The sequence below is a fragment of the Streptomyces sp. NPDC060184 genome (assembly GCF_042728795.1).
Classification (GTDB): domain Bacteria; phylum Actinomycetota; class Actinomycetes; order Streptomycetales; family Streptomycetaceae; genus Streptomyces.
This window is the reverse complement of record NZ_JBHWYX010000046.1, coordinates 47,106-70,240: the sequence shown is the minus strand read 5'-3', so window position 1 is coordinate 70,240 and position 23,135 is coordinate 47,106. Positions and strand designations below refer to the sequence as shown.

Below are 23,135 nucleotides of genomic sequence, written 5' to 3'. Positions count from 1 at the left end.
ACCCCTCTTCTTTTTTGTTTGGGGGGGGTGTTTTTTTTTTTTTTCACACCGCCGGGGCCCCCTCCCGCGGGGGGGCGGGCGCGGGGGCGCACCGCCCCCCCGCCCCGCCCCCGATGACCACCAGTCGCTCCGTCATGCCAGGTCCCTTCGCCGCAGTGTGCCGAACGGCCACGCTAACGGCGTTCTCCGGCGTTTCGCGGCGTTCCCCCCCTGCGGTCTCAGGGAGCGGGTGTCGCGCCCGCCTCCTCCTCCCGCTCGTCCCGCTCGTCCGCGACAGCGGGGGTGGCGGAAGCCGCGCTCTGCGGGACGCGGCGGCGCACCACCAGCCGCCGGACCGCCAGGACCAGGGCGAGGGCCGCCAGGAAGGGGGCGGCGGCACCGATCGCCATCGCGATCCACCGCAGCGCCGTGACGAACGCGTCCCACCCTCCGGTCACCGCGTCCCAGAACCCGGGATCGTCGTCGGCCGCGCCGGAGGTGTCCGGCTCGTAGAGATCCAGGGTGATCGTCGCCAGCGAGGTGCGGTCGGCCAGGCTCGCCCGCTGCGCCAGCAGGGACTCCAGGTTCGCCTGACGGCTGCTCAGCTCCCCTTCCAGTGCGACGACATCGCTGATCCGTTCCGCCTTCTGCATCAGGGCGCGCACCCGGTCGACGCTCGCCCGCTGGGTCGCGACGCGGCTCTCCACGTCCACGACCTGGTCGGTGACGTCCTTCGCCTCGGAGGTGCGCGACAGCAGCCTGCCCGTACCGGTCAGCCGCTTCAGCACGTCCTCGTACCGGTTCTCCGGGACGCGCAGCACGAGGTGCGAGGCGTCGTGGACGTCGTCCACCCGCTCGGTCGCCTCGCTCTCCACCAGCCCGCCGCTGCCCTTGACGGCGGACCGGGCCGCCGCGACCGCCGTCGGGACGCTCCTCACCTCGATGGACATCTCCGTGGTGCGGATGACGTGGGCGGCGGTCGCCGTGACGGTGTCCGCCGCCTTCCCGTCCGCCTTCCCGCCCGCCGCGGGGCGCGTGCCGTCCGGCGCCCCCGAGTCGGCCGCCGCCTCCGCCCCGCCGCCTTCGCCCCGCACGGCCGCCACCTTGCTGTCGGAGGCGGACTCGCTCGTGCCGCCGCCGTCGTTCGCGCCGCACCCGGCCACCGCGAGCAGGACGACCAGTGACCCGGCCGCGAGCCCCGCCCCCCGGGTACGGAGGCGCGGGCGCCTGGGTCGTCGCTGGGTTCTCTGCGTGGACTGCATAACTGGTCCCCCCGGCTGGTGAGTTGATGTGTGCCCTTGGACGTGCCGACCGCTCGCCGGGTTTCCCGGAAGCGGTTTCGAACCAGTCACGGTCGGGACTCGTTCCGGGTTTGAGAGAGTGGACCCATGCAGGGTTCTGAACAGCACGCGCACGCGACCACGCCGCACGTCGTCGTCATCGGCGGAGGGATCGCCGGACTGGCCGCCGCCCACCGGTTGCTCGGCATCGGGGTACGGGTCACCCTCCTGGAGGCCTCGGCACGGCTCGGCGGCAAGCTCATGACCGGCGAGGTCGCGGGCGTCCAGGTCGACCTCGGCGCCGAATCGATGCTCGCCAGGCGGCCCGAAGCTGTCGGCCTGGCCCGGGCCGCCGGACTCGGCGACCGCCTCCAGCCGCCCGCCACGGCCGCCGCCTCCCTCTGGACCCGCGACGCGCTCCGCCCCATGCCCAAGGGCCACGTGATGGGCGTCCCCGGAGACCCGGAGGCGCTGCGCGAAGTGCTCTCGCCCGAGGGCATCGCCCGTATCTCCCAGGAACGCGAGCTGACCTCGACCGCCGTCGGGGACGACGTCGCGGTCGGCGCGTACGTCGCCGACCGGCTCGGCCGCGAGGTCGTCGACCGCCTCGTGGAACCGCTGCTCGGCGGGGTGTACGCGGGCGACGCCTACCGGATCTCCCTGCGGGCCGCCGTGCCGCAGCTCTTCGACATCGCCCGGCAGGGCGGTCCGCTGCTCGACGGGGTGCGCCGGGTCCAGGAGCGGGCCGCGGCCCAGCAGGCGGGCGGGCCCGTCTTCCAGGGCATCGCCGGCGGCCTCGGCACCCTCCCCGACGCGGTGGCCGACACCGTACGGGCCCAGGGCGGCGAGATCCTCACCGCGACCCCGGTGCTCGGCCTTTCCCGTACCGGGACCGGCTGGGACGTCCGTACGGAGACCCGGGTGATCACCGCCGACGGCATCGTCCTCGCCACCCCCGCCTGGTCCGCCTCCACCCTGCTGGCCTCCGAGTCCCCGGCGGCCTCCACCGAGCTCGCGGGCGTCGAGTACGCCTCGATGGCCCTGATCACCATGGCGTTCCGCCGCGAGGACGCCGAGGCCGTGGAGGCCCTGCGCGGGCGCTCCGGCTTCCTGGTGCCCCCGGTCGACGGCCGCACGATCAAGGCCGCCACCTTCTCCAGCAACAAGTGGCAGTGGGTCGCCGACGCCGACCCCGGCCTCTTCGTGCTCCGTACCTCCGTCGGCCGGTACGGCGACGAGGACCACCTGCACCGCGAGGACGACGAACTCACCGCGGTCTCCCGCACCGACCTCGCCGCCGCCACCGGCCTCACCGCCGCACCGGTCGGCACCACGGTCACCCGGTGGATCGGCGGACTCCCGCAGTACCCGGTCGGCCACCTCGCGAAGGTCGACCGCATCCGGGGCGAGGTCGCGAAGCTGCCCGCCCTGCGGGTCTGCGGCGCGGTCTACGACGGCGTCGGCATCCCCGCCTGCGTCGGGAGCGCGCAGCGCGCCGCCGACGAGATCGCGGCCGAGCTGACGGGCCGCCGCCCGTGAGCCTCGTGGTCTCCCTCGCCGCGCCCGCCGCGACGGCCCCTTCCCGGGAGACGACCGGGCAGACCGCCGGGGAAGTCGTGGGGGTGCTCACGGGGGTGCTCGCGGGGGAGATCATCGCCACGCCGACCCTGGTTCGGGGCACGGAAGACGAGGCGGGACAATAGCCGTATGAGTGCGCCTGAGAAGATCCCGAACGCCGGCAAGAAGGCCAAGGACCTCAACGAGGTCATCCGCTACACCCTGTGGTCCGTCTTCAAGCTGCGCGACGTGCTGCCGGACGACCGCGCGGGCTACGCCGACGAGGTCCAGGAGCTGTTCGACCAGCTCGCCGCCAAGGACATCACCGTCCGGGGCACCTACGACCTTTCCGGTCTGCGCGCCGACGCCGACCTGATGATCTGGTGGCACGCCGAGACCTCGGACGAGCTCCAGGAGGCGTACAACCTCTTCCGGCGCACCAAGCTGGGCCGCGCGCTGGAGCCGGTCTGGTCGAACATGGCGCTGCACCGCCCCGCCGAGTTCAACAAGTCGCACATCCCGGCCTTCCTGGCCGACGAGACGCCCCGCGACTACGTCAGCGTCTACCCGTTCGTGCGCAGCTACGACTGGTACCTGCTGCCCGACGAGGACCGTCGCCGGATGCTCGCCGACCACGGCAAGATGGCCCGCGGCTTCCCCGACGTCCGCGCCAACACCGTGGCGTCGTTCTCGCTCGGCGACTACGAGTGGCTCCTCGCCTTCGAGGCCGACGAGCTCTACCGCATCGTCGACCTGATGCGCCACCTGCGGGCCTCCGAGGCGCGGATGCACGTGCGCGAAGAGGTGCCGTTCTACACCGGTCGCCGCAAGGCGGTCGCCGACCTCGTCGCGGGTCTCGCGTAGGGTCCTCTGGTCGGCGTTCTCCCGGGGGCCCTCCCGGAAGTCCGCCGACCACCCGCACACCTGGTGGCCCGACTCGCAATGCCGGCGTTTCCCGGCCACCCCCGACCCGGAAGATCAGACGGCGTCCGGACGCGTCCAGCGTCACGGACAGCCGCTCCAGCGACACCGGGTCCGGCTCCGGGTGCGGCTCGCAGCCTGCGTGCCGCACCGGCGTCCTTCCGGGGCGTGCGTGGTCCTCGTGACCCCGCACGCCCCGGGACCCAGGGCCCGCGTCCGTATCTCTCCGCGAGGTTCCGGGGCGCGGCGGCGCGACCGCCTCCCGGGCCGCCCCAGAAGAAAGCCCGAGGCCCGGTCATGACGCCTCCTCCCGTCGCCCCTCTTCCGCCCGTCACCGTCATCGGTGAGGCCGTCGCCGACGCCTTCCTCGGGACGACCGCACCCGACGGATCGACGCCGCTGACCGTCCACGCGGGCGGCGGCCCCGCCAACACCGCCGTCGCGCTCGCCCGGCTCGGCACCCCCACCCGCTTCGCCGGCCGCCTCTCCGAGGGCCCGCTCGGCACCCTGCTGCGCGAACGGCTCGCCTCCTCCGGCGTCGACCTCCGCCCCTCGGTCACCAGCACCCGGCCCGCGACCCTCGCCCTCGCCCGGATCGACGAGAACGGCGGCGCCTCCTACGACTTCTACGCCGAGGCCACCGCGGACTGGCAGTGGACACCCGCCGAGCTCACCGCGGCGCTGGCGGCCGAACCGCCCGCCGGCTGCGTCCACACCGGCAGCCTCGCCCTCGCGCTCCCGCCGGGCGCCGCCGCGATCGAAGCCGCCCTCGCACACGCCCGGCACACCGCCACCATCTGCGTCGACCCCAACGTGCGCCCCACCCTGGTCGACGTCGAGCGGCTGCGCTCCCGGCTGCCGCACTGGTGCGCCCTGGCCGACATCGTCCGCGTCAGCGCCGACGACGTGGAGCTGCTGATGCCGGGCACCGGGCCGGACGAGGCCGCCGACCGGCTGCTCGCGGCGGGCGCCGGGCTCGCGGTGGTGACCCTCGGCGGCGACGGAGCCCTCGCCCGCACCCGCGACCTCGACGTCCGGGTGGCCGCGCCCGCGGTGGACGTGGTCGACACGATCGGCGCCGGGGACGCCTTCACCGCAGGACTGCTGCACCGCCTCGCGGCGGACGGGCTGCTGGGCGGCCGGCTGGACGGCCTGACCGCACCCGCGCTGCGGGCCGCGACTCAGTTCGCCGCCGCGGTGGCCGCCCGCACCTGCGCGGTGGCGGGCGCCCAGCCGCCGTACGCCGCCGAGATGCACTCCGGCTGAGCCGCCGCGCGCTGTTCGCCGCGCGCTGTTCGTCGTCCGCCGCCCCGCGCGGGGCCGTCAGGAGCCCGCAGGGGCCGGGTCGCCCCGCAGGATGTGCTGCGGGCCGGTGCCCCGGGGGACGGCCCGGTTCAGCGCGAGCGCGTTCGGCTCGCGGTGCGGGGCGCACTCGGCGTCCCGCGCGGGCACCCGGCCCGTCAGCAGGTACGTCTCCAGATGGGTGTTGACGCACGCGTTGTCGGCGCCGCCGATGCCGTGCGAGCCCGCGTCCCGCTCGGTGACCAGCACCGCGCCGTACAGCCGCCGCCGCAGCTCCACCGCGCCCGCGTACGGCGTCACCCCGTCGCGCTCCGCCGCCAGGACCAGCACGGGCGGGAGGGCGCCGCGCCCGGTCCGCACGTCGAGCGGGTCCTGCCGGGGCCGCGGCCAGGAGGCGCACGGCAGGTTCGCCCAGGCACCCGCCCAGGCGGCGAACGGAGCCTGACGGGCCGCCCGGGTGTGGTCGCGGTCCCAGACACGCCAGTCGGCGGGCCAGACCCCGTCGTTGCACTCCACCGCCGTACGGACCGCGTCGGCGTTCTCGTCGCCCTTCGCCGTGTACGGCCGGGGGGACGCCTGCGTGACCAGCGGCTCCGGGTCGCCCTGCGCGTACGCGGCCAGGGCCGACGCGCGCATCGCCCAGTAGTCGTCGTAGAAGGCGGCGTTCAGGAAGGCAGCCTGGAGCTGGGCGGTCCCGACCGTGCCGCCCGCCGGGTTCCGCGACACCTCGGCCCGCAGGCGGTCGTAGTGGCCGCGCACCGCGTCGGCGGTCGTCCCCAGGCCGTACACGTCGTCGTGGCGGGCGACCCAGGACAGGAAGTCCCCGAAGCGTGACTCCAGGGCTCGTGAGCGGGCCAGCCCCGCCCGGTAGCCGACCCGCCGGGCGTCAGGGTCGAGCGGCGAGTCGAAGACCATCCGGCGGACGTGCGAGGGGAACAGCGTCGCGTACAGCGCCCCGACGTACGCCCCCTGGTCCGTGCCCATGAAGGTCAGCCGCGGCTCGCCCAACGCGGCCCGCAGCACGTCCAGGTCGCGGGCGCCGTCCAGGGAGGAGTAGTGGCGCAGCGCCGGCCCGGCGGCGCGCACGCACCCGTCGGTGTAGGCCCTCGCGAGGACGATCCGCTCCCGCTTGTACGCGTACGAGGGCTGCTGCGGCGCGTCCGTGGGCGTCCCGGCCGCCTCCTCGGGGCGGCGGCAGGAGAGCGCGGGCGACGGGGCGACGCCGCGCGGGGCGTAGCCGACCAGGTCGTAGGCGCGGGCCGTCTTCCGCCAGGCCGACCACTCGCCGACCAGCGGGAACGTGATGCTCGCGGCCCCCGGGCCGCCCGGGTCGTAGACCAGCGCGCCCTGGCGCTCGGCCGCGTCGCCGGTGGCGGCCCGCCGGCTGACGGCGAGTTCGATCCGCGGCCCGAAGGGGTGCGCGTAGTCGACCGGCACGGAGAAGGTCCCGCACCGCAGCGACTCGGGCAGCATTTCGCTCTCCGGGCAGTCGCCGAAGGCGATCCCCCGTTTCCCCGCCCGTCCGGCGGCGATCAGCGTGCCCCAAGCCTCGGGCACCGTGACGTCCGCCCGGGCCGCTCCGGTGACCGCGGGTGCGGCCGTGGCGGATGCGGCCCTGGCGGATGCGGCGACGGGCAGCGAGGCGAGGACCAGCGCCCCGGCCGTCGCGTACCGCGTGAAAGCTCCCACCGGTCGGTCCCTTCGTCCTGGCCCCGCGAGGCGTCCTGCGGGGCGGAAGAAGATCGTCGGGCGTGCGCGGCGGAGGAGTAAAGGACCGGCGGACGGCGTGCGGGAGCGTGTCCCGCGTGACGGACCGGCGCACCCGGTCGTGTCCCGCGTGACGGACCGGCGCACCCGTGTCAGTACGCGTGCCCGGGGCCTCCCGTGCTACGGCCCGTCAGCGCGGCCCGGAGCAGCGGGTCCTGCACGGCGCGCAGGCCGCGCACGGCGACGGCGGCCAGCAGGTGGCGGTGAGTGCCGCGCCCGGGGCCGGAGACACGCAGCGAGTCGAGCCGCATCTGCCCGGCGGGGGAGGCCCACGGGCTGTACGGATGGTTCTCGATCCGCACGATCAGCAGGCAGCCCACCACGAGTACCAGCGGCAGCGCGAACCAGACGATCGCCGGTCCACCGGGCGAGAGCGACCGGCCCGGGAGCGTCATGGAGGCGAGCGCCAGCACCACGATCAGCACCGCCGCGCGCCTGACCTCGCCGAGCGCCGCCGCCGTCGCGCCGCGCAGCGCGTGCGGCATCGCCAGCCCGGCCGCCACCAGGCGGTCGGCCAGCGCGCGTACCGGCTCGGCCGCCGCGGCGGCGGCCCGTACCGGCGCGATCCTCGACTGGCCCTCGGGCCCGATGGCCCGGATCACGGTGCGTTCGACCTCGTCCCGGCCCCGGGGGTCCACCACCGTGGCCCAGCCGGTGTGGGCCAGCAGCAGACTCTGCCGCAGGTGCATGGAGACCAGCGCCAGATCGGCGACCCGCTCCGGACCGCCGGCCAGGAAGGCCGTCTCGTACAGGCTCAGGTCGTACGGCGCCGTGTCCGGCCGCCGGGAGGAGGTGGCGAGCGGGTGGGCGGCCCTGGCGGCGGCGAGACAGAGCCGCAGGCAGGAGAGGACCGCCGCGGCCCATGCGATCAGCAGGCATATCAACCAGACCATGGGGGATTTCTATGCGAGCGGGGGCGTGGGCGGTACGGGTCGTTCACCATACGGACACGTATGAGGGGGCGAAGTGGATTTCAGGCGGTGGCTGTTCCCCGTCCGCAGTAGCGTGGGCCGATGATCGTATGGCTCAACGGCACCCACGGTGCGGGCAAGACGACGACCGGCGCCCTCGTCCAGCGGCTGATCCCGGACTCACGGGTGCTCGACGCCGAGAAGGTCGGTGAGACCCTCATGGACATCAAGCCCGGACTGCCCGGGCTCGACAACTTCCAGCACTGGCCGCCCTGGCGCCCGCTCGTGGTCGAGACCGCCCGCCACGTGCTCGACTACACCGGCGGCACCCTGGTGATGCCGATGACCGTGCTGGTCGAGGAGTACTGGCGCGAGATCAGCGCGGGCCTCGCCCGCCACGCCATCCTCGTACGCCACTTCGTCCTCCACGCCGACCAGGACACCCTGCGCGGGCGCATCGAGGGCGACACGGACATGGGCCCCTCCGCGTTCCGGCTGAAGTACCTGGAGCCGTACGCCGAGGCGGCCCGCACCTGGCTGCACCGCGAGGCCGAGGTCGTCGACACCACCCACCTCACGCCCGACGAGACCGCTCGGCGCGTCGCGGAGGCCGTGGGAAGGTGAGGGGCGGTCCGGGGCCGCGGGCGGTTCGGAGCCGGGTGGGCCGGCCCGGGAGCTGAGGGGCCGTGACGTGACCGCGCTCAGCTGCTCCCGCCCCCGCAGCTCGAACCGCCGCCGCCACAACTGGAGCTGCTGCCGCCGCAACTGGAGCCGCCGCCCCCGCAACTGGAGCTGCTGCCGCCCCCACAGCTCGACCCGCCCCCACAGCTCGACCCGCCGCCGCAACCGGAGCTGCCGCCACCGCAGCCAAAACCCCCGCTCCCGCAACCGGAACCGCCGCCCGCGCCGCAGCTCGAACCGGATCCCGAACCGGACCCCGATCCGCACCCGCCGCCCGGGCCCGCACCCGCGCACCACACCACGGGCACCATCGCCGCCCCGGCCACGCCCGCGGTGTCGCCCCCGTGGTGGTGCGCCGGGGAGTACCCGCCCCGGCGGCCCTGTCCGGGCGACCGGTACCGCGCGGCGGTCGTCAACTGGTCCCGCAGCGCCGGGTCCGCCGACGCCCGGGTGCCGTACGCGGCCACCAGTTGCGCGGGCGACCCGCCCGCGGCCCGGGCCGCACGGTACGCCCCCACCGCCGCCAGGCCCGCCTTGGTGATCCGCGCCCGGGCACCCACCGCCGCGACCAGACCGGTCACCCCGCCGAAGAGGATCGCGGGCAGCATCTTGACGACGAACGGGACCGGCATTCCGTCGGAGCCGTCGAGGGTCCCGTACTGGACGAAGGTCGCGATCATCGAGACGGGGAAGAGCACGAGACAGACCACGCCCTGGACGACACCCCGGCGGCGCCGCCTGCGAAGCTCCTCGGGCCGAGCCAGCAGGCCCCGGGCCGCCAGCCCGTCCCCGATCTCCTGCACGGCGGGGTGGCGCATGACCGCGGGGCGCAGGAGGTGCAGCGCCCCGTTCGGAGCGAGCGCCAGCTCGTGCAGGACGGCACGCTCCACCGGGTCGTGCGCCTGCGTCCGCAGCACCGAGACGATGCCCGGCCCGCCGATCACGACGCGCCCGTCGGTGTGCAGGGCGGTGAGGGCGGTGTCCACGACACGCGCCGGACCGCCGCCGAGGAAGGCCGCCTCGTGGTCGTCGTGCACCGCGGCGCCGAGAGCGGCGCCCCGCGGACCGCTCCGGGCGCGCGCCGAGAGGAGCAGGACGCCGGAGACCACGATCCCGAGCGTCAGCAGCAGGGCGATCAGGTTCATGGTCATCGGTTCCCCCCGGAGGACGCCCTGAACGCGCTCGTGGACGTGGTGAGCGCGGCCCGCGCCGCACGGATCAACCGGGTGGAGCGCCGGGGCGGCCGGGCCCCCGCGCGCTCCTGCCACCAGTGGGTCAGCCGCAGCCGGGCCGCAGGGTCGGCCGGCTCGCCCGCGACCAGCAGGTGTTCGGCGAAGGCGAGCGCGTCACGGCGGTAGCCGGAGGCGGGCGGACGGCCCTCGGCATACCGGAGGAACGCCGCGCGGTACCCGGTTCCCAGGATCTCCGGCAGCTCCGGCGCCACCTTCGCGACGATGCCCGCCCGTTTCGAGGCCAGCGCCCGGCCCTGTACGCCCAGCCGCTGGGCGTCGAAACCGGCGGGGACGGGCGCACCGGCCACCAGTGAGGCGAGCAGACCGCTCTGCGCCCCGGCCAGGCGTTCACGTGCTCCGGCCAGGGGGTCGTGTGCTCCGGCAAGGTGTTCATCCGCCCCGGTCAGGGGGGCGTGCGCTCCCGCCGTCCTCAGGGGTACGCGCACCGGCGCGGTCCCTGCGCGCGCGCTCGTACGGACCGTCCGCCGTGCCGCTTCCAACGTCTTTCGGATCATGGCGAGTTCGCCGGCCAGCTCCTCGGCGGGCGGGAAGTCGTCGTCGCGTTCCAGCAGCACACCGGGCGGGTCCACCCGGGAGCGCAGCTCCGACAGGACGTCCAGCACCGGGGCCGTCACCGGATGGGCGTGCGTGTCGTGCCAGACGCCGTCCTTCTCGACGCCGCCCGCCACATGGACGTACGCGATGGCCTCCACGGGCAGTTCGTCCAGCGCGGTGGCGGGGTCCTCGCCCCGGTTGACGTGGTTGGTGTGGAGATTGGCCACGTCGATCAAGAGGCGGACCCCCGTCCGCTCGACCAGTTCGGCGAGGAACTGTCCCTCCGTCAGCTCCTCGTCCGGCCAGTCGACCAGCGCCGCGATGTTCTCCAGCGCCAGCGGCACCGGCAGCGCGTCCTGGGCGATCCGTACGTTCTCGCACAGCACGTCCAGGGCGTCCCAGGTCCTGGGTACGGGGAGCAGGTGGCCCGCCTCCAGCGCGGGCGAGCCGGTGACCGGCCCCCCGGCCCGTACGAACGCGACGTGCTCCGTCACCAGCGGCGCACCGAGCAGTTCCACCCGCGCCGCCAGGTCCGCCAGCCGCCGCGGATCGGGGCGCTCCGCACCGCCGAGCCCCAGCGCCACCCCGTGCGGCACGACCGTGACGCCCCGCGCCCGGAGCCGTACCAACGAGGCGGGCAGATGGTCACCGCAGAGGTTCTCCGCGACGGCCTCCACCCACTCGACGCCCTCCAGCGCCTCCACCGCGTCCGCGATCTCCGGACGCCAGCCGATTCCGACCCCGAGCCTCATGACGCTCCCCCCCTCTCCGGGCGATCCGGCCTCTCCGGGCGATCCGGTGACTGCCCTCGGACGCGCCGCCCGTGGAGAGGTGATGACCCCGGCGCGCGGCGGCGAATCCGAACGGGGGGACGTTCAGAGGAGGATTTGAGGTTGCGGGGGACGACGGCGGGCCGCTGAGCCGTGGCAGGGCTCGCGTCATGGTCCGGCCGTCGTCAGTCGTCAGCCGTAAGCGCCATGTCCTGGAGATCCGGTACCCCCTGACCGACCGGCGGTCCGTCCCGGCCACGCGCGGAACCGCGCCCGCACCTCGGCCCGCGGCGGGTACGGGCGATACCCTCGTCACCAAGACGGCACACAGCAACTCCATCCACATGTGGGGGACTTGATGCCAGATCCAGAAGCGGCGCTGGCGATGACGGCGGCGACGACGATCGTCGCGGCGATGGCGACCAGCGCCTGGCAGGCCACGAGGGCCAGGGTCGCGAGGATCTTCCAGCGGGCCGACGGCGCCGAGTCGGGGCCGGAGTCCGTCGCCGGTGTCGAGGCGCGGCTGGAGCGCAGCGCCGCGCGGATCGCGGACGCTCCGGACTCGGACGAGGTGCGACAGAGGCAGATCGTCCGCTGGCAGGAGGACCTTGAGGACCTGATGCGCGACCATCCCGTCGTGGAGGCCGAGTTGCGGGCGCTGGTCGAAGCGGTCCGACAGCAGCTTCCGCCGGTGCAGCCGCAGTGGGTCCAGCACATCGATGCGCGCGACGGCGGGCTCGCCGCCGGGGCGCAGGGGCCCGGCAGCAAGGTCATCCTGCACAGCGACCGGGACACGCCGCCCGCCGGGGACGGGCGGTGAACTCCGGCCGGCAGCAGACCGTCCAGGCGGTCAACGGCTTCGCCTACGGCTGCATCGGTGCGGACATCCACGTATTCGGCGACGGCCTGCCGCTGTACGTCCTTCAGCGATGGCGCCCCGCGGCCCGGCCGGACCCGTCCTGGCTGCTGGAACTGCCCAGCCGCACGCTGAATTCGAAGTTCGCGGCCGTCGGCTTCAGCGGGCGCGACAAGGAACTGGCCGACCTGCGCCGGTGGCGCGATCACGGTCCACGGCTGGCGGTCCAGTGGCTGCACGCGCCGGGCGGCCAGGGCAAGAGCCGGCTGGCCGCGCAGTTCGCGGAGGAGTCGGAGACCGCCGACTGGACCGTGGCGACGGCCGCGCGCGGCCCCGGTGTCGCGCACCCGCCACCCGGGAGCCAGGACCTGCGCACCGACACCGGCGCCGGGGTGCTGCTGGTCGTCGACTACGCCGACCGGTGGCCGGTGGCCCACCTGACGTGGCTGCTCAGCAACACGCTGCTGCACCGGGCCACCGACCGGGCGCGCGTGCTGCTGCTGGCCCGCAGCCGGGACCCCTGGCCCGCCGTCCGCGCGGCCGTCGTCGACCTTGAGGCCGATGCCTCGACACGCGCCCTGCCGCCCCTGGCCGACACCGGCCGCCGGGGCGGCGACAGCGAGCGCCTCGGCATGTTCCTCGCCGCCCGCGATGCCTTCGCCGCCCTCTACGGGATGCCCGCGTACGTCGTCGAGCCGCCGGACAGGCTGAGCGGACCGGACTTCGGACTGACCCTCGCGGTCCACATGGCCGCACTCGTGGCCGTGGACCGCCACGCCCATGCCGCAACCAGCGCCCATGCGCCGGACATGGCGGGCCTGACCGCCTACCTGCTGGACCGGGAACGCCGCCACTGGCACACGCTGCGGGAGTCCGGGGCGCTCGGCACCACCACAACGGAGATCTCCCGCGCCGTCTTCGTCGCGGCGCTCACCGGACCGCTCGCCTACCGGGACGCGAAGAAGGCGCTCACGACCGCCGGGCTCGACGCCGACGCGGACCGCCTGCTCACCGATCACGCGTACTGCTACCCACCCGGCGCCCCCGGCACCGTCCTCGAACCTCTCTACCCCGACCGCCTCGCCGAGGACTTCCTGGCGCTCTCCCTCCCCGGCCACCACCTCCCCGACCACACCGCCGACCCCTGGGCCGCGGGCGTCCCCGAACTCCTGCTGCCGGTGGCCGAGTCCAGTGGTTCCGAACACGGTGACGACCCCGACGGCGGCCTGCCGCCCTACGCCCCCCGGACCCTCACCTTCCTCACCGCCGCCAGCCATCGCTGGCCCCACGTCCTCGCCACGCTGGAAGCGCTCGACGCGCGCCTGCCCGAGGAGATCAGCGCCCGCGACGACCTCGCGGCGGCTGCGGCCGACCTCGCCGAACGCCTCGCCCCGCACCGCCTGTCGGAAGCCGGGACCACCGCCGAACGAGCCCGGATCCACCGCGCGCTGGGCCAGCGCCTCGACCAGGCGAACCGCGCCGAGAAGGCGGTCCCCGCCATCGCGGAGGCCGTGCGGTTGTACCGCGAGCTCGCCGCCTCGAACCCACAGACGTTCGAAGCCGACTTCGCCGAGTCGTCGTTCGAACTGGCCATGGCGCTGGTGTTCGCGAGCCTGGAACCCTGGGCGCGGGAGCCCCACGAACACCTCGCGGCCGACACGGCACAGCTCGACCAGGCAGCGGCAGCGTTCCGCGACGCCATCGGGACCTTCCGCCGACTGGCGGCGGAGAACCCCGCCGAGTACCAGGAACGCCTGGTCGTGGCGGTGTCCGTGGCCCCCTTCCTCATGCCGCGGCTGGGACCGTCCGACCTGGCGATGACCACGGCGCTGGAGGCGATCGACATGGTCCGCCACCTGGCGGACGAGAGGCCCGACGCATGGGCCCACCAACTGCCCTACGTGCTGGCGACCTCTGCCGTGACCCTGACCGGAGCACGCCCCGAACAAGCACGGGACCTGGCCGACGAGGCGGTCGCCCTCGCCCGCCGGATGGCCCACGACGACCCGGAGACGCAGCTGGAGCACCTGGTCTTCACGCTCTCCACCCAAGGAGCGGTCCTGCTGAAACTGGGGCGGGCCGGGGAAGCCATCGACGCGCTCAGCGAGGCCGCGCACCTCAGCGGCCGGCAACCACGAGCAGACCAGGGCGAAGACCCCTGGTCCCAGGTCATGGCCCACGCCCTCGGCTTCGTGTGGGTGCAGGAACGTGCCACCGGCGCGACGGCAGGGCGCGGCATGGCCGTGGAAGCGCTGAGCCGACTCGCGCACGGCAACACATCGGGCCGCGCGCCCGCGCTGCTGAGAGCCCTGTTCAGCCTCCTCGGCATGCTCGACGCCTCCGCACGCCCGGAGGACGTGCTCGCCGTGCATCGCGACATCATCCACCTCCTCAGAACCTCGGACGAGATCCCGTACACGACGGACGACCTCGTCGGACGGTCCGACGTCCACGGTGTCCTCGCCGAGGCGAGCGTCCTGCTGGCGAGGACGGGCCGGTGGGACGAAGCCCTGGCCTCCCTGGGCGAGGCGGCCCGGGAACTGTGGGCCGAGGGAACCGGCAGCCTCAGTACGTGCTTGGGCAGCTCGCTCGTGTTCGTGACCGCCGTCCTCGCCGGCCTCGATCCGGGCGAGGACGGCGACCCTTACCAGCGCATGGCCCGGCCCCAGGCCGTGCGCGTGCTGCACCAGGTGGCCGACGCCTACCGGCGTCTCGCGCGCGACGACCCCGCCGCGTTCGAACTCGGCCTGGCGGTCACGGCGAAGATCCTGTCCGAGGCGCTGTGGCAGCTGGGACGGCGGCAGGAGGCCGTGGACGTCGGCCGGGAATCGACCGGAAGCTGGCGGCGGTGCGTCGCCCGGGACGATTCCGCCGAACACCGCGACCAACTCGCCCTCGCCCTGCGCCGCCTCGCGGACAAGCTGACGGACACCGGCCGAGCGGAGGAAGCGGAGGAAGCGGCCACCGCAGCGCGAGAGGCCGCCGCCCTCTGGCGCACGCTGACCCGCGAAAGCCCGTCCCACCACCGGAGCGTCGCAGCCGCCCTCTACCTCGTCGCCCGGAACCTGCATCGGCTCCGGCCGGCCGAGGCTCTGCCCGCCGCGGAGGAATCCGCCGCCCTCCTCACCCGCTTCCCCGCCGACGACCCCGCCGAGCACCGCTCCAGCCTCGCCGCGGTCAACGGCCTCGTCGCCGAGATCCGCCGTGCACAAGGGCCCGGCACCGACCACCCGGTCCACGACGAAGAAGACCGGGCGCACGCGGAAGATCCGATGGCGAGAGCGGTCCGGCAGGACGGCTGGCTCCTGCTTCCCGAGCCGAACTGGAATCCCCGCACGCGGACGGACCCCCTGCCCGTGGAGGCGATGGTCGGCGGCTGGCAGCTCGACGAGGAGGGGCGACCCGGGCCGTTCCAGCCGAATCCCCACTACGTACCGGACGCCCCGTCAACGCCCACCGACCCGCTGCACGAACTGCTGTGCCTGGCCGCGTCCGGCCGAGGAGACCGAATCGGCGATCAGCTCGTGTCGACACTCCGGAACACCGTGGTGGACCTCGCGGTCGAGGAGCCCGACCGCCTGGTGGTAGGGCCGTCACCGGACGGAGTGGCATGCGTGGCCATCGTCACCGCGGAGGTCCACAAACGAAGGCTGCACGGGATTCGCTGGGTATCGGTACAGGGCAGCGAGCTGCCCGGCATCGTCCCCGCGGACCTGGACATCCTGATCAACCCAGGAGACCCCGCACAGATCCGGCTTCTGAATGCCGCGCTGCGGGGGGACGACGCTTGAGTTCGCGGCCGGGCCCTTTCCGGTGCGGCGGTGTGCCGGTGTGCCGGTGCGGATCAGGATGCTCAGGCGTCAGGCGTCAGGCGTTCGGGGTGCGGGGTACGGGCCGGTATGGCCCGCACGGAGACAACACCCTCACACCGACAACTGCCCCCAATGGTCCAACCGGCCCGCTGTGTGAGGAGTGAGTCGTACACTCGCTGCGCGACGACAAGGCAGGCGAGAGATATGGGCGACGAAGCTCGGCAAAGAAACTGCAAAGCCGTCAGATAGGCGCAGGTCGCGAAGGGTGCTCTCCGCGCGAGCGGAGGTGAACCGGCATGGCAGCAGACAGCACGGACCACACCTTCGTGCTCTCCGCGCGAGCGGAGGTGAACCGGTGAGGACGTCCGCGCCGCATCAGCCGGACACGTGCTCTCCGCACGAGCGGAGGTGAACCGGAAACTCACCCGTGCCCCACCCTTCCGAACTAGCTATGGGAGGGCTGCGGGGCGCACGTTGCCGGAGCAGTCGCGACCTTGCGGGTCTCGCGCATTATCAGCAGACCGTTGACCACCATCAGTGTCGCGGTAGGTCCGTGGATGCCGAGCGCGGCAGCCGCGGAGCCGTGATGGGCCAGCACGTTGGCCATGTCCCCGTACGCGGCGAGGGCCTCCACCAGCATCGCCCAGCCCAGCGCCCGGCGGTGACCTGTGACCAGCAGGACGCCCAGCGGTTCGGAGTTCATCCTGCGCCCGGAGACGGTGGCGCCGGGCTTCGGCCTGCCGAGTTGGCCGTCCGGCGACGGCGGTGGCTTCCTGATCGTCAAGGGAACCCGCGACGTCGTCATGGCTCTGGTACTTCTTCTCCCGAGCTCAGGCGAGGGCGGTGACCAGGAAGGCGAACGCGGCGACGATGACGGCGACGCGGACGTAGTGGTAGCGGTCCCAGCGGTTCATCTGCTCCTTCCAGTCCGCGGGTCGGTTTTCGGGGGTCCACGTCTTGCTCCGGTTGTTGATCGGGACGAGCAGCAGGAGCGACATGACCACGCTCACGATCAGCAGTGCGGCGGCGATGACGACGAGTCCGGCGCCTGGGCGGTCCCAGCCGGCGATGGCCCAGACTGCGCTGAGGACGAGCGAGCCGATGTACCAGAACGGCATGAGGGCGCCGAGCATCCGGCCCCCGTGGGCGCGGGCCAGCTGGCCACTGTCCTCGGGGAGGGCGTTGAAGATCCGGTTCATGACGAAAGCGACGGAGAACTCCACCCCCACCATCAGGCCGACGATCACGGTGGTGAACACCTCGAGTGCGTTGAGCATGATGACCCCTCCTGGGATCTAGCGTTGCTAGATGATGAAGCGAGGCTAGCGCTGCTGCCGCTTGATTGTCTAGCGGTGCTAGGATTCGAGTCATGTCGGTACAAGAACGCAAGCAGCGTGAACGGGCGGAGCGCGAGCGCCTCATCGTTGCGACAGCCCGCGACCTCGCCGAGCAGCAGGGCTGGGACGCGGTCACAACCCGTCGGCTCGCCGAGCGCATCGAGTACAGCCAGCCCGTCCTCTACAGCCACTTCCGCGGCAAGCGGGAGATCATCGGCGCCGTCGCCCTGGAGGGCGCTGCCGAGCTGGCCGCGGCGGTGCGTGCCGCAACCTCCGCCGCGGACGGCCCGCGCGAGCAGGTCGCCGCGCTCGCCCGCGCCTACCTCGACTTCGCCGCACGCAACCCGGCGGTCTACGACGCCTTGTTCCAGCTCGACGGCGGCCTCGCGTACGCGCAGGAGGACACCCCGGAGCCGCTGAAGGACGCCTTCGCGGCGCTACTGGAGAGCCTGAGTGAGGTCGCCGGGGACGGTGTCCACCCGGGGCTGTTCACCGAGGTGTTCTGGGCGTCCCTGCACGGCCTCGCGACCCTGACCCGGGCAGGACGGTTGCTGCCGGAGGATGCCCTGCAGAGGGTGGAGCTGCTGGTGGACCGGCTCGTCGTGGTCTGACACACCGTCCCGGCGGGCATACAGCGGGGGCCCTCGGGCCCCCGCCGCTGGACGGTCCGACTGTTCTTGTCCCGGTGCCCTCCGTGCGCGTGGAGGCGCCCGCCCTCCGCGCAGCCCCGTGCTCGGCGTTCAACTCGTCAACTGACGCACTCCTGACCGCGTTGGCGGGTTGATTCCAGTCCTTCGTGCGATCGGGAGGCCCGGGGCCGATTCCGTGGGCGCACCACAGGCTCACCGGGTTGACAAGAATCATGGGGAATCAGTCACACATCACTGAGCCGAAGCGCGACGGTTGTCAGCGAGGCAGTTCTCTCGGCACCGAAATTGATGGTCTCGGACGGGTCACCGCCTGGTACGTGTGTGCAGGGCAAGTGCGCCGGCAAGGGCGAGTGCGCCCGATCCGAGCAGTGCGAGCGTGCCCCGCGAGCTGATCACGCGGTGAGAGCCGATGGCCAGTACAGAGCGTCGTGCCTGGATGGACAGCGCGCTGCCGGTGCTCTGAATGGACCCCAGTGAAACGAGGGACATGGCAGAGCCGATCGAGCCGACGGACAGGGAAGAGCCGATCGACCCGACGGACAGAGCGCTGCCAACCGAACCGATGGACAGCACGGACCCGACGGAGCCGATGGACAGGAACGAGTCCGTCGACCACAGGGAGAGCGAGGAACCCCGGACGGTGCGGGAGGAGATAGGCGCCATGAGGTTCATCATGCCGCGAGTGGGGCCGGCGTACCGGCGTACCCGGTGAAAACATCGTCAGCCTCCCGCTGGGTGCGGACAGAGTGCTGATCCGATGGCGACACGCCTGCGTCGTCGCCCTGGAACCGCAGGTCACTTCGTCCTTCGCCTGCGGCGGTCAGCCGGGCGGAGGTGCGATTCCGATGACCCCGGCGTCCCGCCCCCACGGTCAGTCCGCCGCGCGCGCCCGCAGCGCGGGGTGGTCCGCGATCACCGTGCAGGAGCCCGGAGCGATCTCGGTGAAACCGGCGTCCCGTACCACGGGCAGACCGCTCACGGTGAGACGACGCCAGGTGTCCGCGTCCGGGGTGGCCACCGAGAGCGGGAAGCCCGCCTCCTGCCACGCCTTGCGCTCCGTGTCCGTCAGCTCCCACCAGGCGAGCTGCGCGCCGTGGCCGACCTGCGCCATCGTCTTGCCCGCGGACATACCGAGCTCGGGATTGAGCCAGAGGACCGGGCCGGTGGTGTCCGGAGCGGCCGGGGGTTCCGGGTCGTCCAGGTCCGTGCCGGAGACCTGGAGCTTCGCCAGCTCCTTGGGCCAGCCGTCCAGCGGGACCGGCGGGTAGACGCGCACCTCGGCTGCGTCCCCGGTGACCGTGATCCCGGGCAGCGTGCACGCCTTGCGCCACTCCGCGCCCCGGGCCCGCCGCACCACCTTGCGTATCCGGGCGTCCTGCCAGTCCCGCATCGCCTGCGCCCACTCGCCCTCACCGAGCGCGCGGTCGTCGGCCAGGATGGTGAGCACCGCGCGCGCCGCCGTGCGGAGCGCGTCCGTGCGGGCGGGCGGGTCGGTCTTCTCGATGTGCACCACCAGCGGCAGCACGAACTGCGGCGCCTCGTCGCGCGGGGTCGGCTCGGTCCGGAACGGGCTGTCCGCCGGAAGCGGTCCGGCGGACTCGACCGGGGAGGCCGCAGCCGGGGTCGGGGAGGTCGCGGTCGGGGCCGTCGCGGGGATGTCGTCGCTGCTCACGGAACCAGTCTGCCAGGCGCCTCGGACAGGCCGGGTACCCGTCCGGGCGGCGGGCCCCTTGGTATCCCGGGCCGCTCCGGGCGAGGATGCGGCGCATGAAGAGCGATCTGTTTTCCAGCGAGCACATGGCGCAGCAGGCCACCGTCCCCGGTATGACGCTGCAGAACGCCAAATCGATCAAGTACGCCGTCAACGGGGAGATGCACGCCCGCCAGGGCTCGATGATCGCATTCCGCGGCAACCTCCAGTTCGAGCGGAAGGGGCAGGGGATAGGCGGCATGCTCAAGCGGGCCGTCACCGGTGAGGGGCTGCCGCTGATGGCGGTCCGGGGGCAGGGCGAGGCGTGGTTCGCGCACGAGGCGCAGAACTGTTTCATCGTCGAGATCGAGCACGGCGACGTGCTCACCATCAACGGCCGCAACGTCCTCTGCTTCGACTCCACGCTCGCGTACGAGATCAAGACGGTGAAGGGCGCCGGGATGACCGGAGGCGGCCTTTTCAACAGCGTCTTCAGCGGCTACGGGAAGCTGGGCCTGATCTGCGACGGCAACCCGATCGTGATACCCGTCACGCCCCAGGCGCCGGTCTGCGTCGACACGGACGCCGTCGTCGGCTGGAGCGCCCAGCTCGCCACCTCGCTGCACCGTTCCCAGAGCTTCGGCTCGATGGTGCGGGGCGGCTCCGGCGAGGCGGTCCAGCTCCGCCTGGACGGTGAGGGCTTCGTCATCGTGCGCCCGAGCGAGCTGAAGCCGGAGAAGGCGTCGTCCAGCTGACCGGGACGGCCTCCGGGGGCCGTGGCAGGGGAGCGCGGGACCGTCGTACGCTCGGCACCATGGACGACGACACGTACTGCGCGACCACCGGACCCGCCGCTCTCGGACCCGTCGTACCGGCGGACGCGGAAGGGCCGTACGCCGCGTGCGTGCTCTGCCAGAAGCCGACGGAGTACCCGGAGTCGACGAAGGGCGCCACCCTCTGCCCGGTCTGCGCCTGGCAGGAGGCCGGGCGGGCCGCCTGCTCCGGCTGATCGGGAGCCGGACGAGCGGGGAAGGCCGGACGGGCGGGGGAGGCCGGACGGACGAGGAATGCCGGACGGGCGGGAAGAGAGCCGGACGGGCGGGGAAGGCCGGACGGGCGGGGGAGGCGGGACGACCGGCGGGCGACCCGGCCCGGGGCGCGCCCGGACCGGCCGCCGGCCGCCCGCCCGCCGACCCGTCAGCTTCCCGGGGCGGTCGACGGCCGCATCAGCTCCGACACCTTCACGAACCGGTAGCCGCGCGCCCGGAGTTCGGGGACGATCCGGCGTACTGCCTCCTCCGTGGCCGGGGCGGCGCTGCGGGTGCAGTGCAGGACCACCAGCGAGCCGGGGGTCACACCGTCCAGTACCTGCTGGGCGACCGCGTCCGAGTCGGTCGCGAACGCGTCGCCGCCGACCACGTCCCACTGGACCGCCGTCACCTTCTCGGGTGCCAGCGCGCGCAGCGCCTCGTCGTCGTAACAGCCGCCGGGAAAGCGGAAGTACGGGACGACGTTGCGCGCCCCCGCCTTGCGGAAGGCGGCGAACGCGCGCTCCACCTCGCCCTTCATCTCGTCCTTCTCCACGGTCGGCAGGCCGTAGCAGGGGGAGGTGAAGGCGTAGTGGCTGTACGAGTGGTTGGCGATCTCGAACGTCGGGTCGGTACCGATCGCCCGGGCCTGGTCCGGGTACTCCTCCGCCCAGCGGCCGGTCATGAAGACGGTCGACTCGACCTTGAGGCGGCGCAGCAGCGAGATCAGTGGCGGGTTGTCGAACGGTTCGCCCGCCGCCGCCCGGTCCCCTTCGTCGGCGGTCATGTCGGCGTCGAAGGTGAGCGCCACGACCTTCTCGTCCGTCAGGGCCCGTTTCTCCGGCCGACGTTCGAAGACCGGGGTGCGGCCCTCGGGGCCCGGCGCGAGGGTGGGGGCGGGCCCGGGGTCCGGCCGTCCCGCGCCCGGGTGCGCGGAGGCGGACGCGGAGGAAGAGGGAGCGCTGCCGTGGTCCGGTCGCGTGGTGGTGGGGTGCTCGCCCGGACTGCCGCATCCGGCGAGCACCCCACTCAGAACAGCCAGACCGGCGAGACACACAGAACCGGTCAGAGGCGAGATTTTCCGTGCTGGGACTTTCCGCGGGGAGGTATTCACGCACGGAAAATATCGGACAATATGATTTATATGGGTCAGCTGGTCTGCGCGGCGCTCGGGGCGCCCCGATCGGACGACGCGGCCTCTGCCGGGACCGGCTCGCCCTCCGTCGCGGGGGAGGGGGCCCCGTCGTCCGCCCCGGGCTCACGTCCCCAGGGCGTGTGGTGGAACAGCAGGTTCAGCAGGAACGCGGTGAACGCCGCCGCCGTGATGCCGCTGCCGAACACGATCTGGACCCAGGAGGGAAACTTCGCGTAGATGCCCTCGGACATCTCGGGCAGTAGCCCGATCCCCAGCGCCACCGCCGCGATCGTCAGGTTCTGGCCCCGGTCCAGGTCCACCCGGCGCAGGGTGTTCACGCCGACCATGGTCACCGTGGCGAACAGCACCAGGGCGGCGGCCCCGACCACGGGGCCGGGCAGCGCGGCGACGAGTTCGCCGAGCCTCGGGACCAGACCGAGCGCGACCAGGATGCCGCCCGCGACCGCCGTGACGTACCGGCTGGAGACCCGGGTGAGGCGGATGAGCCCGACGTTCTGCGAGAAGAGGGTGTCCGGGAAGGAGTTCATCGCGCCGCCGAGCACGCCCGACAGCCCGTCCGCCGCGAGACCGCGCGCCAGGTCCTTGTCCGTGAGGGGCCGCCCGGTCGCCTCGCCCACCGCCAGCATGGTCGCGGTCGACTCGGTGAAGATCACCAGCATCACCACGCACATCGAGACCACGGCGGACACCGGGAACTCCGGGGAGCCGAAGTGGAACGGTGTCGCCAGCCCCAGCCAGTCGGCGTCCGAGACGCCGGAGAAGTCGGTCAGGTCCAGGGGGACGGCGACGGCCGTGCCGACGACCAGGGCGATCAGGATGCCTATCTGCCCGGCGAACCCTTTGACGAAGCGGCTGAAGAGCACGATGAAGACGATCACCCCGGCGGCCAGCCCGAGCCGGGTCCCCGACGCGTAGTCGGCGGCCTTCGGATCGTTGCCGGTGATCAGCCCGGCGGCCACGCCGATCAGCGAGAGGCCGATGACCGTGATGACCACGCCGCTGACGAGGGGTGGGAAGTAGCGGACCAGCCGCGCGAACGGCACGGCCATCAGCAGCCCGAAGAGCCCGGCCGCCAGCATCGACCCGTACACGGCCCGCATGCCGTACTCGCCCTGGATCAGGATCATCGGTGTCACCGACGCGAAGGTGGCGCCCGTGACGACCGGCAGCCGTACGCCGAGCACCTTGCCGATGCCGAGGGACTGGATCAGCGTGATCAACCCGGCGACCAGCAGGTCCGCGTTGATCAGCAGTCCGATGGTCGAGACGTCGAGCCCGGCGGCGCCGCCGAAGACCAGCGGCACGGTCACGCAGCCGGTGTACATGACGAGCACGTGCTGGAAGCCGAAGGCGGCGAGCCTGCCCGGGGAGGGGCGCCGGTCGACCGGATGGACATCCCGTTCCCCCGGCGGAACCGGTGCGGGGTCCGATACGTCCGGGTCTGATACGTCCATGTCATGTCCTCCTGTGCGGGCCGCTGCGTTGGAGTGCATTGAGCCAGCCGTTCTTTGAGAACGCGCGGCCGTGCGATGACGCGGGTGTTACGGAGGGCGGGGGCGCGGGGCCGGTCTCCGGTGCGCGGCCGGTGCCCTGACGGGTCGTCGCGAGGGCGCCCCGTGCGGCAGGCGTGCGGCAGCCGTACGTCGTCGTG

At 73.3% G+C, this 23,135-nt stretch carries 21 protein-coding genes and 2 pseudogenes; 12 read left to right on the top strand and 11 right to left on the bottom strand.

Going from position 1 to position 23,135, the window contains the following annotated elements; all coding sequences use genetic code 11:
* Positions 1 to 218: 218 nt before the first annotated feature.
* The gene (locus ACFWEE_RS26335) at positions 219 to 1,241 is read right to left on the bottom strand and encodes a DUF4349 domain-containing protein (RefSeq protein ID WP_386892699.1); all 1,023 of its coding nucleotides are present in this window, start codon (positions 1,239 to 1,241) and stop codon (positions 219 to 221) included.
* Between the two features lie 126 nt (positions 1,242 to 1,367).
* Between ACFWEE_RS26335 and hemG the strand changes: the two genes are divergently transcribed.
* From hemG to ACFWEE_RS26315, 4 genes are all read left to right on the top strand, one after another.
* Complete coding sequence (hemG, locus tag ACFWEE_RS26330; RefSeq protein ID WP_386892697.1) at positions 1,368 to 2,798, top strand: protoporphyrinogen oxidase; 1,431 nt, start codon at positions 1,368 to 1,370, stop codon at positions 2,796 to 2,798.
* Positions 2,795 to 2,962, top strand: coding sequence for a hypothetical protein (locus tag ACFWEE_RS26325; RefSeq protein WP_386892696.1), 168 nt, complete (start codon positions 2,795 to 2,797; stop codon positions 2,960 to 2,962). The genes hemG and ACFWEE_RS26325 overlap by 4 nt, the downstream gene beginning before the upstream one ends.
* Before the next feature lie 4 nt (positions 2,963 to 2,966).
* Positions 2,967 to 3,680, top strand: coding sequence for a hydrogen peroxide-dependent heme synthase (gene hemQ, locus ACFWEE_RS26320; RefSeq protein WP_327178727.1), 714 nt, complete (start codon positions 2,967 to 2,969; stop codon positions 3,678 to 3,680).
* 354 nt (positions 3,681 to 4,034) lie between these two features.
* A complete protein-coding gene (locus tag ACFWEE_RS26315) occupies positions 4,035 to 5,003 on the top strand; it encodes a PfkB family carbohydrate kinase (RefSeq protein ID WP_386892694.1) in 969 nt (322 codons plus the stop codon).
* A 57-nt stretch (positions 5,004 to 5,060) separates the two neighbouring features.
* Here the strand turns inward: ACFWEE_RS26315 and ACFWEE_RS26310 are convergent, their stop codons facing one another.
* Complete coding sequence (locus ACFWEE_RS26310) at positions 5,061 to 6,728, bottom strand: alpha/beta fold hydrolase (RefSeq protein ID WP_386892692.1); 1,668 nt, start codon at positions 6,726 to 6,728, stop codon at positions 5,061 to 5,063.
* A gap of 170 nt (positions 6,729 to 6,898) precedes the next feature.
* A complete protein-coding gene (locus ACFWEE_RS26305; protein WP_386892690.1) occupies positions 6,899 to 7,699 on the bottom strand; it encodes a TIGR04222 domain-containing membrane protein in 801 nt (266 codons plus the stop codon).
* Between the two features lie 120 nt (positions 7,700 to 7,819).
* On the opposite strand from ACFWEE_RS26305, the gene ACFWEE_RS26300 reads away from it, so the two are divergent.
* Positions 7,820 to 8,341, top strand: coding sequence for an ATP-binding protein (locus tag ACFWEE_RS26300; RefSeq protein ID WP_386892688.1), 522 nt, complete (start codon positions 7,820 to 7,822; stop codon positions 8,339 to 8,341).
* 77 nt (positions 8,342 to 8,418) lie between these two features.
* Here the strand turns inward: ACFWEE_RS26300 and ACFWEE_RS26295 are convergent, their stop codons facing one another.
* Positions 8,419 to 9,543, bottom strand: a complete 1,125-nt coding sequence (locus ACFWEE_RS26295) for a TIGR04222 domain-containing membrane protein (protein WP_386892707.1) — start codon at positions 9,541 to 9,543, stop codon at positions 8,419 to 8,421.
* Between the two features lie 2 nt (positions 9,544 to 9,545).
* Positions 9,546 to 10,937: a DUF692 domain-containing protein gene (locus ACFWEE_RS26290; protein ID WP_386892686.1), complete on the bottom strand. Its 1,392-nt coding sequence runs from the start codon at positions 10,935 to 10,937 to the stop codon at positions 9,546 to 9,548.
* Positions 10,938 to 11,313: 376 nt separating this feature from the next.
* Here ACFWEE_RS26290 and ACFWEE_RS26285 point away from each other — a divergent pair, with 376 nt between their 5' ends.
* Complete coding sequence (locus ACFWEE_RS26285; protein ID WP_386892684.1) at positions 11,314 to 11,775, top strand: hypothetical protein; 462 nt, start codon at positions 11,314 to 11,316, stop codon at positions 11,773 to 11,775.
* Positions 11,772 to 15,602: a type VII secretion system-associated protein gene (locus ACFWEE_RS26280; RefSeq protein WP_386892682.1), complete on the top strand. Its 3,831-nt coding sequence runs from the start codon at positions 11,772 to 11,774 to the stop codon at positions 15,600 to 15,602. The genes ACFWEE_RS26285 and ACFWEE_RS26280 overlap by 4 nt, the downstream gene beginning before the upstream one ends.
* A 466-nt stretch (positions 15,603 to 16,068) precedes the next feature.
* On the opposite strand, the pseudogene ACFWEE_RS26275 reads toward ACFWEE_RS26280, so the two are convergent.
* A pseudogene (locus ACFWEE_RS26275) lies at positions 16,069 to 16,311 on the bottom strand (DUF4267 domain-containing protein); the annotation flags it as partial.
* Here ACFWEE_RS26275 and ACFWEE_RS26270 point away from each other — a divergent pair.
* Positions 16,292 to 16,387 (top strand): annotated as a pseudogene (locus ACFWEE_RS26270) (hypothetical protein); the annotation flags it as partial. The pseudogenes ACFWEE_RS26275 and ACFWEE_RS26270 overlap by 20 nt on opposite strands.
* A gap of 66 nt (positions 16,388 to 16,453) precedes the next feature.
* Here ACFWEE_RS26270 and ACFWEE_RS26265 read toward each other — a convergent pair.
* Positions 16,454 to 16,900, bottom strand: coding sequence for an anthrone oxygenase family protein (locus tag ACFWEE_RS26265; protein WP_386892681.1), 447 nt, complete (start codon positions 16,898 to 16,900; stop codon positions 16,454 to 16,456).
* A 92-nt stretch (positions 16,901 to 16,992) separates the two neighbouring features.
* Between ACFWEE_RS26265 and ACFWEE_RS26260 the strand changes: the two genes are divergently transcribed.
* Positions 16,993 to 17,571 carry a TetR/AcrR family transcriptional regulator gene (locus tag ACFWEE_RS26260; RefSeq protein ID WP_386892680.1) on the top strand — a complete coding sequence of 193 codons (579 nt, stop codon included), beginning with the start codon at positions 16,993 to 16,995 and terminating at the stop codon, positions 17,569 to 17,571.
* 342 nt (positions 17,572 to 17,913) lie between these two features.
* Here the strand turns inward: ACFWEE_RS26260 and ACFWEE_RS26255 are convergent, their stop codons facing one another.
* Complete coding sequence (locus tag ACFWEE_RS26255; protein WP_386892705.1) at positions 17,914 to 18,183, bottom strand: hypothetical protein; 270 nt, start codon at positions 18,181 to 18,183, stop codon at positions 17,914 to 17,916.
* On the opposite strand from ACFWEE_RS26255, the gene ACFWEE_RS26250 reads away from it, so the two are divergent.
* Positions 18,098 to 18,322: a hypothetical protein gene (locus tag ACFWEE_RS26250; protein ID WP_386892709.1), complete on the top strand. Its 225-nt coding sequence runs from the start codon at positions 18,098 to 18,100 to the stop codon at positions 18,320 to 18,322. The genes ACFWEE_RS26255 and ACFWEE_RS26250 overlap by 86 nt on opposite strands.
* Positions 18,323 to 18,481: 159 nt before the next feature.
* On the opposite strand, the gene ACFWEE_RS26245 is transcribed toward ACFWEE_RS26250, so the two are convergent.
* Positions 18,482 to 19,282, bottom strand: coding sequence for an aminoacyl-tRNA hydrolase (locus tag ACFWEE_RS26245; RefSeq protein WP_386892678.1), 801 nt, complete (start codon positions 19,280 to 19,282; stop codon positions 18,482 to 18,484).
* 95 nt (positions 19,283 to 19,377) lie between these two features.
* Between ACFWEE_RS26245 and ACFWEE_RS26240 the strand changes: the two genes are divergently transcribed.
* Positions 19,378 to 20,055 (top strand): AIM24 family protein, encoded by a 678-nt coding sequence (locus ACFWEE_RS26240; protein WP_386892676.1) that lies wholly within the window; start codon positions 19,378 to 19,380, stop codon positions 20,053 to 20,055.
* A gap of 59 nt (positions 20,056 to 20,114) precedes the next feature.
* Entirely contained in the window at positions 20,115 to 20,309 is a 195-nt protein-coding gene (locus ACFWEE_RS26235; RefSeq protein WP_386892675.1) for a hypothetical protein, read from the top strand.
* Between the two features lie 188 nt (positions 20,310 to 20,497).
* On the opposite strand, the gene ACFWEE_RS26230 is transcribed toward ACFWEE_RS26235, so the two are convergent.
* Together ACFWEE_RS26230 and ACFWEE_RS26225 are read right to left on the bottom strand one after the other, a co-directional pair.
* Positions 20,498 to 21,361, bottom strand: coding sequence for a polysaccharide deacetylase family protein (locus tag ACFWEE_RS26230; protein WP_386892703.1), 864 nt, complete (start codon positions 21,359 to 21,361; stop codon positions 20,498 to 20,500).
* Positions 21,362 to 21,477: 116 nt separating this feature from the next.
* The gene (locus ACFWEE_RS26225; RefSeq protein ID WP_386892673.1) at positions 21,478 to 22,938 is read right to left on the bottom strand and encodes a nucleobase:cation symporter-2 family protein; all 1,461 of its coding nucleotides are present in this window, start codon (positions 22,936 to 22,938) and stop codon (positions 21,478 to 21,480) included.
* Between the last annotated feature and the right edge of the window lie 197 nt (positions 22,939 to 23,135).